This window comes from Pseudarthrobacter sp. NPDC092424 (genome assembly GCF_044754925.1).
Taxonomy (GTDB): Bacteria; Actinomycetota; Actinomycetes; order Actinomycetales; family Micrococcaceae; genus Arthrobacter.
In genome coordinates this window covers 83,623-89,986 of the sequence record NZ_JBIVQC010000012.1, presented here as the reverse complement: position 1 = coordinate 89,986, position 6,364 = coordinate 83,623, and the positions used below count along the sequence as shown (strand labels likewise).

At 62.9% G+C, this 6,364-nt stretch carries 2 protein-coding genes; both read left to right on the top strand.

The window, feature by feature from the left end; translation table 11 throughout:
• Positions 1–191 precede the first annotated feature (191 nt).
• Positions 192–3,311 carry a DUF3427 domain-containing protein gene (locus tag ACIQCN_RS14515; RefSeq protein ID WP_400611536.1) on the top strand — a complete coding sequence of 1,040 codons (3,120 nt, stop codon included), beginning with the start codon at positions 192–194 and terminating at the stop codon, positions 3,309–3,311.
• Between the two features lie 131 nt (positions 3,312–3,442).
• Complete coding sequence (locus ACIQCN_RS14510; RefSeq protein WP_400611534.1) at positions 3,443–6,364, top strand: helicase-related protein; 2,922 nt, start codon at positions 3,443–3,445, stop codon at positions 6,362–6,364.

Here is a 6,364-nt window from a genome sequence, read left to right as displayed (position 1 = left end):
TGGGCAGTGTGAGAACTTCCATCCTGGAAGACCTCGACGTCTATCCACGAACCAGCCGCCGACCCTCGACTACACCCTCAACTGCGAAGAGCCCCTTATTCTTCGGAAAAGGGTAGCTACCTGCTGTTGTCAGCGATTACTAGTAGCCTGGCGCAGTGACTAACTTCATTGGGGGATTTGCGGCTGAGCGGCTGCCTAAGGGCTTGTATGAACTTCTGAACACGGATTTCCTCGGCGAGCGTCTTAGCCAATTGGAAGACCTCAAACCGGACTTTGCTTTAATTGATGAAGAGAGTGCCCCCGACGTCCTCTCCCGCCACGTGGCCCAAGCCGTCCGCCAGGCCCTCGCGGCCGCAAAGACCGAAAACAGAGTCGGCCTTGCCAACCGCCTCCTCCAGACACTGGATTCACCGGACCGCATCGCCGACGGTCCCACCCAGCTTCGGGCCCTCCGCGGCCCCGATAATCTCGGGCTCCGACAACTTCGCCGCCCCGCTACGAAGCTCAGCGATTCCGCGCTTCTCACCAACAGCAAAGACGAACCCAACTTGGCCGCGGAACTCCGGGCCGAAATCGGGTCCGCCGACACAGTGGACCTTCTCTGCGCCTTTGTCCGCTGGACCGGCCTCAGGCTTTTGGAGCCTGCCCTTGAGCAACTCAAGGAGCGCGGCGCCAAGCTCCGGGTCATTACCACAACTTACATGGGCGCCACCGAACGCCGCGCGATTGACGAGCTCGTCAACCGGTACGGGGCCGAGGTAAAGATCAGCTACGAAACGCAGGCAACTCGATTGCATGCCAAAGCCTGGCTGTTCCGCCGCAACACTGGGTTCGACACCGCGTACGTGGGCAGCTCCAACCTAAGTCAAGCCGCACTACTGGACGGGCTTGAATGGAATGTCCGCCTCAGTTCCGTCGCAACGCCCGCCCTCCTGCAGAAGTTCGAGGTCACCTTCGACAGCTACTGGGAGCAGCGGGCCTTCCAAAGCTACGACCCGGAACGCGACGGGGAAAAGCTGGACGCTGCACTGGAGCGCAACGGCGGACGTCGCACCGCGGCCCCGGACGCCGCCACTGGGCTTGAGGTCCAGCCGTTCTTGCACCAGGAAGAGATGCTGGAGGACCTGGAAGCCGAGCGGCTCAAGGGCTTCAACCACAACCTCCTGGTCGCTGCCACCGGGACCGGCAAGACTGTTATCGCCGCTCTGGACTACAAGCGGCTAAGCCAAACTGCCGGCCGCGATTTGAAGCTTCTTTTCGTCGCCCACCGGCAGGAGATCCTGAAGCAGGCGATGCGCACCTACCGTGACGTCATGCAGGACGGCGCCTTCGGTGAGCTCTACGTGGGGGACCACAAGCCGCGGGAGTGGAAGCATATCTTCGCGTCCGTCCAGTCGCTGTCTTCCCTCGGCATCGAACAGCTGGAGCCTGACTTCTTCGACGTCGTCGTCGTCGATGAGTTCCACCACGCGATGGCGCCCACGTACCGCCGCCTGCTGGACCATTTGAAACCGCAGCAGGTCCTCGGGCTCACAGCGACCCCGGAGCGTGGTGACGGCGTCGACGTCGCCAAGCAGTTCTTCGACGGCCGCACCGCCAGTGAGCTTAGGCTCTGGGACGCTCTGGACGCTGACCTGCTGGTCCCGTTTCACTACTTCGGCGTCTCCGATGACGTGGACCTGAGCCAGTTGGAGTGGAAGCGTGGCAACTATGACACCCACCAGCTGAGCGCCCTCTATACGGGCAACGACGCCCGCGCCGCCAAGGTGATCCGTGAACTCAGGGACAAGGTCACCAGTACCGAGCAGATGCGGGCCATCGGTTTCTGCGTTTCGGTGCAGCATGCCCGCTACATGGCCGAGGTGTTCAACCGAGCCGGCATTGCCTCCGTCGCCGTCGACGGCACCACTGATAATGCTGACCGCGAGGAAGCCCTCCGCCGCCTGGGCAAGCGGGAGATCAACTGCATCTTCGCCGTCGACCTTTTCAACGAAGGCCTGGACCTGCCGCAGGTGGACACCATCCTGCTGCTTCGGCCCACGCAGAGCGCCACTGTCTTCCTCCAGCAGCTGGGGCGCGGGCTGCGCCGTGCCGAGGGCAAAGCGGTGCTGACGGTCCTGGACTTCATCGGCCAGCAGCGCCGTGAGTTCCGCTTTGATCTGCGCTACCGGGCACTGACAGGCTATGGCCGCAAGGAACTGGAGAAGGCCGTCGAGGACGAGTTCCCGTACCTGCCGTCGGGCTCGCAGATCGTGCTGGACCGGGTGGCGCAGAAGGTGGTGCTGGACAACATCAAAGCGCAGCTCCGGTTCAACCGCGCACAGCTGGTCCGGGACATCGCCTCGTACGCCGAAACCGAGCTGGAGGCCTATATGGAGCGGTCGGGGAATGACGTGAAGACGATTTACCGCTCCACCAAGGACTCGTGGACCGGCTATCTCCGGCAGGCAGGACTTATCGAGGGGCTCTCACCCCTGGAGTCCGTGCTGCGGGGGAAGCTCGAAGAGCTGTCGGACGCGGAGGAAAAGAAGCTGCTGGGCCGCATGGCCGCGCTGATTCACGTGGACGATCCGGAACGTGCCGCCGCCTATTCCATGCTGGTTGCTCCCGACGCGCCCCGCTATGCGGATCTCGGCATGCGTGAGAAGGCTTTCGCGCGCATGCTTTTCTTCACGCTGTGGGATGACGGCGGAGGATTCACAACGTACGACGACGGCCTGGACCACCTGCGCGGCTACCAGTTTGTGTGCCGCGAGATCCGCCAGGTCGTGAAGCTGGGAGTGGCCGCATCGAAACACGCCGCCAAGAGCCTCGGCGCTGGGCTGCAGCACATCCCGCTGCTGTCGCATGCCACGTACCGGCGCGAGGAGGTGCTGGCGGCGCTGCAGTACGGCTCGCTGGAACAGGGCAAGAACGTCCAGCACCGTGAGGGCGTTGCATGGTGTCCTGCAACTTCTACCGACGCCTTCTTTGTCACCCTGAACAAGGACGACAAGAAGCATTCAGCGACCACAATGTACAAGGACTACGCCATCAGTCCTGAGCTGTTCCACTGGGAGTCTCAGAACGCTACCTCGCCGAGCAGCCCGACCGGACGCCGCTACCTTGACCGGGCCTCCCACGGCTCGCGAATTCTGATCTTCACGAGGGACACTGCGGACGACGAGACCGGACTGACTGTTCCCTACACCTGCCTTGGTCAGGTGGACTATGTGCAGCACTCGGGCGAGAGGCCGATTGCCATCACCTGGAAGCTGCACCGACCGATGCCCGCCGATGTGTATGCCACAGCCGCTGCCGTTGCGCAGTAACTGAAAACGCGGGGGACATGGCCCGCTTTGTTCCCTTCGCACATGTAGATGGTTAGATGAGTCTTGACCCTCGGGTCACTGCTGCCTACGCCTTACCCGGCAGCTATGGGGACAGAAGAAAGCAAGGATCAGTGTCAGCTCCAGTCAACGAGCAGGTCGAGCTCAACGTCGCACCAGGTTCCGTCGTTCACGTTCGAGACGAGGAGTGGCTCGTTACAGGCGTGGAGCAAACGGGTGACGGCCTCCTGATAAGAGTCCGTGGACTCAGTGAGCTTGTCCGCGACACAACAGCGGCCTTCTATGAGAGCCTGGACAAAATCGAGGTCGTCGACCCCGCCGGGGCCATGCCGATCGCCGACGCCAGCCCCAACTATCGCCGCGCCCGCCTGTGGCTCGAATCCACTCTCCGCAAGACGCCCATTCCGCAGGACCATGAGGGCCTCACCGTTTCCACGCGTATGCTCGCGGACAAACTCGAGTACCAGCGCATCGCCGTCGCCCGCGCCTTAGACCCCCAAAACGTCCGTCCCAGAATTCTCATCGCAGACGCCGTCGGCCTCGGCAAGACCCTCGAAATCGGCATGATCCTGAGCGAGCTAGCCCGGCGAGGAAGGGCAGAACGAGTCTTGGTCGTCACGCCAAGGCACGTCCTGGAACAGATGCAGCACGAGCTATGGTGCCGCTTCGCCCTCCCGTTCGTTCGTCTGGATTCGGCCGGCATCCAGAAGGTGCGGCAGACCCTTCCGGCAACGCGCAACCCATTCACGTACTTCAAGCGCGCCATAATCTCGATCGACACCCTGAAGTCAGCCCGCTACAAAGCGCACCTGCAGAAGATCCGCTGGGACGCCGTCGTCATCGACGAATCCCATAACCTCACCAACGCAGGAACGCTCAACAACGAGCTCGCCAGGATCCTCGCCCCCAACACCGAAGCCCTCATCCTCGCCTCGGCGACCCCCCACAACGGCAAGCAGGAGTCCTTTGCCGAACTGATCCGTCTCCTCGATCCCACCGCCATCCGCCCGGACGGCACCTTCGACGGAAACGACCTCCAGCGCCTTATCATCCGCCGTCACCGTCACAGTCCCGAAGTGGCCGCCGAGGTGGGCGCCAACTGGATGGAACGCCTCGAACCAGACAACCGTCTCATCGCGGCAAGCCCTGCCGAGAACGCCGTCGCCCAGGAAATCGCAGATACTTGGCTCTACCCCCAAGACGGTTCCAGCCCCTACTCCGGCGCGAACAGCTCCCTCTTTCCCTGGACCCTTGCGAAAGCCTTCCTTTCAAGCCCGGCAGCGCTTCTCGAAACGGTCAAGGAGCGCCTCCGCAAGGTCGCGGACCCGAAACTGCTAGCGGAGCACCGGGAGCACGAAGCTCTTGAACACCTCAGGGCTCTCACCGAGGAGTCGCTCAAGAAGCCTTCAGCCAAGTATCAGGAGCTCGCGCAGTACCTGAAGGGAATCGGCGTCGGTCCCAAGTCGGGCATGCGCGCAGTCGTCTTTGCCGAGCGGGTCCCCACACTCATGTGGCTTGAGCGCCACCTGCCCAAGGACCTCGGCCTCAAGCCGGAGAATGTCCGCATCCTGCACGGCGGCCTGAGCGATGTTGAACAGCAGGAGATTGTCGAAAGCTTCAAGCAGGAGTCCTCACCCGTCCGCGTGCTTGTCACTGGGGACGTCGCATCCGAAGGTGTGAACCTGCACAGCCAGTGCCATCACCTCATCCACTTTGACATCCCGTGGTCGCTTATTCGCATCGAGCAGCGCAACGGCCGCATCGACCGGTACGGCCAGAAGAAGAATCCCCAGATCACGACGCTCCTTCTGCACCCGAACCACGAGAAGTTTGCCGGAGACCTCAAGGTCATCACCCGCCTCATGGAGCGCGAGCACGAGGCCCATGGCGCCCTCAACGATGTCGGCTCCCTCATGGGTGAACACAGCGTCAAGGCCGAGGAAGAAGCCATCCTCGCCGTCCTCACAGGCAAGAAGTCTGAGGACCTGGTTGTGCGGACCGTCGAGGACGTCCTCGACCCGGCCCACACCGACGACGGTGCCTTCGACGATTTCGACAGCTTCTTCGAGCAGCTCACCGCGGACGACGGCGGCGGCTCGCCCCGGGTGCCGACAGACACCGGCGTTGGGCTCTATTCGAGCGAGCTGGACTACCTCGACGACGCCCTCCACGAAGCCTTCGGTAACCCCGAAGAGCCACCTGCCAATGGCGCCGGGGGAGGGGTGAACTGGAGGATCCATGCCCAGCACCAGGTCGCCGAACTCGAACCGCCCCGCGACCTCCAGCAGCGGCTCGCGCACCTGCCTCAGGGCTACCTCGCCGACCGCAAGGTCACGGAGAAGCTCAAACTGGCCACAACTTTGGACAAGGGCCAAAATGAGCTCGAAGCAGCCAAGAAGTCCATTCCGGCGAAGGGTGAGAAGGCAACCACCTGGCCAGAGGCCCACTTCCTCGGCCCGCTACACCCCGTCCTCGAATGGGCCAGCGACCGCGCGCTTGCGTCGATGGCCGGCAACGAGGTTCCCGTGGTCCGGGCCGACGTCGAGGAGCCGAGCATTCTCCTCATGGGCACACTTATGAACCGCCGGGGACAGGTCATCTCTCAGGCGTTCTTCGCGACCCAGGGCGGCGAGCTGTGCATCCCGGAACAGATCGGAAGCCTCGCCGAGTACGTCCGTGAGATCGGCCTCACCGACAAGTCGATTAACACAGGGCCCGTCGCTGACGCCGCCGCATTCCAGCCTTACATCGCCCGGGCCGTCAAAAACACCATCGGCTCGCTCGACATAACGTTCGAGGCCGCCGCCAAGGCCGCCGATCATCGGCTCGATGAATGGCACGGCCGAGCGGACGCATGGAGCGAAGTTCACGGACAGGCACAGCTCCCCGGCATGAGTACGAGGCGCCTCAAAGAGAACAAAGCACGCGTGGAGCAGGAACAGGAGATCGTCTCGTCACTTGCCCCGGACCGCCGTCTCGTACGTCCGCTGCTCGTCGTCGTGCCCCTCAACACCCCTGCGGAAGGAGAACACTGA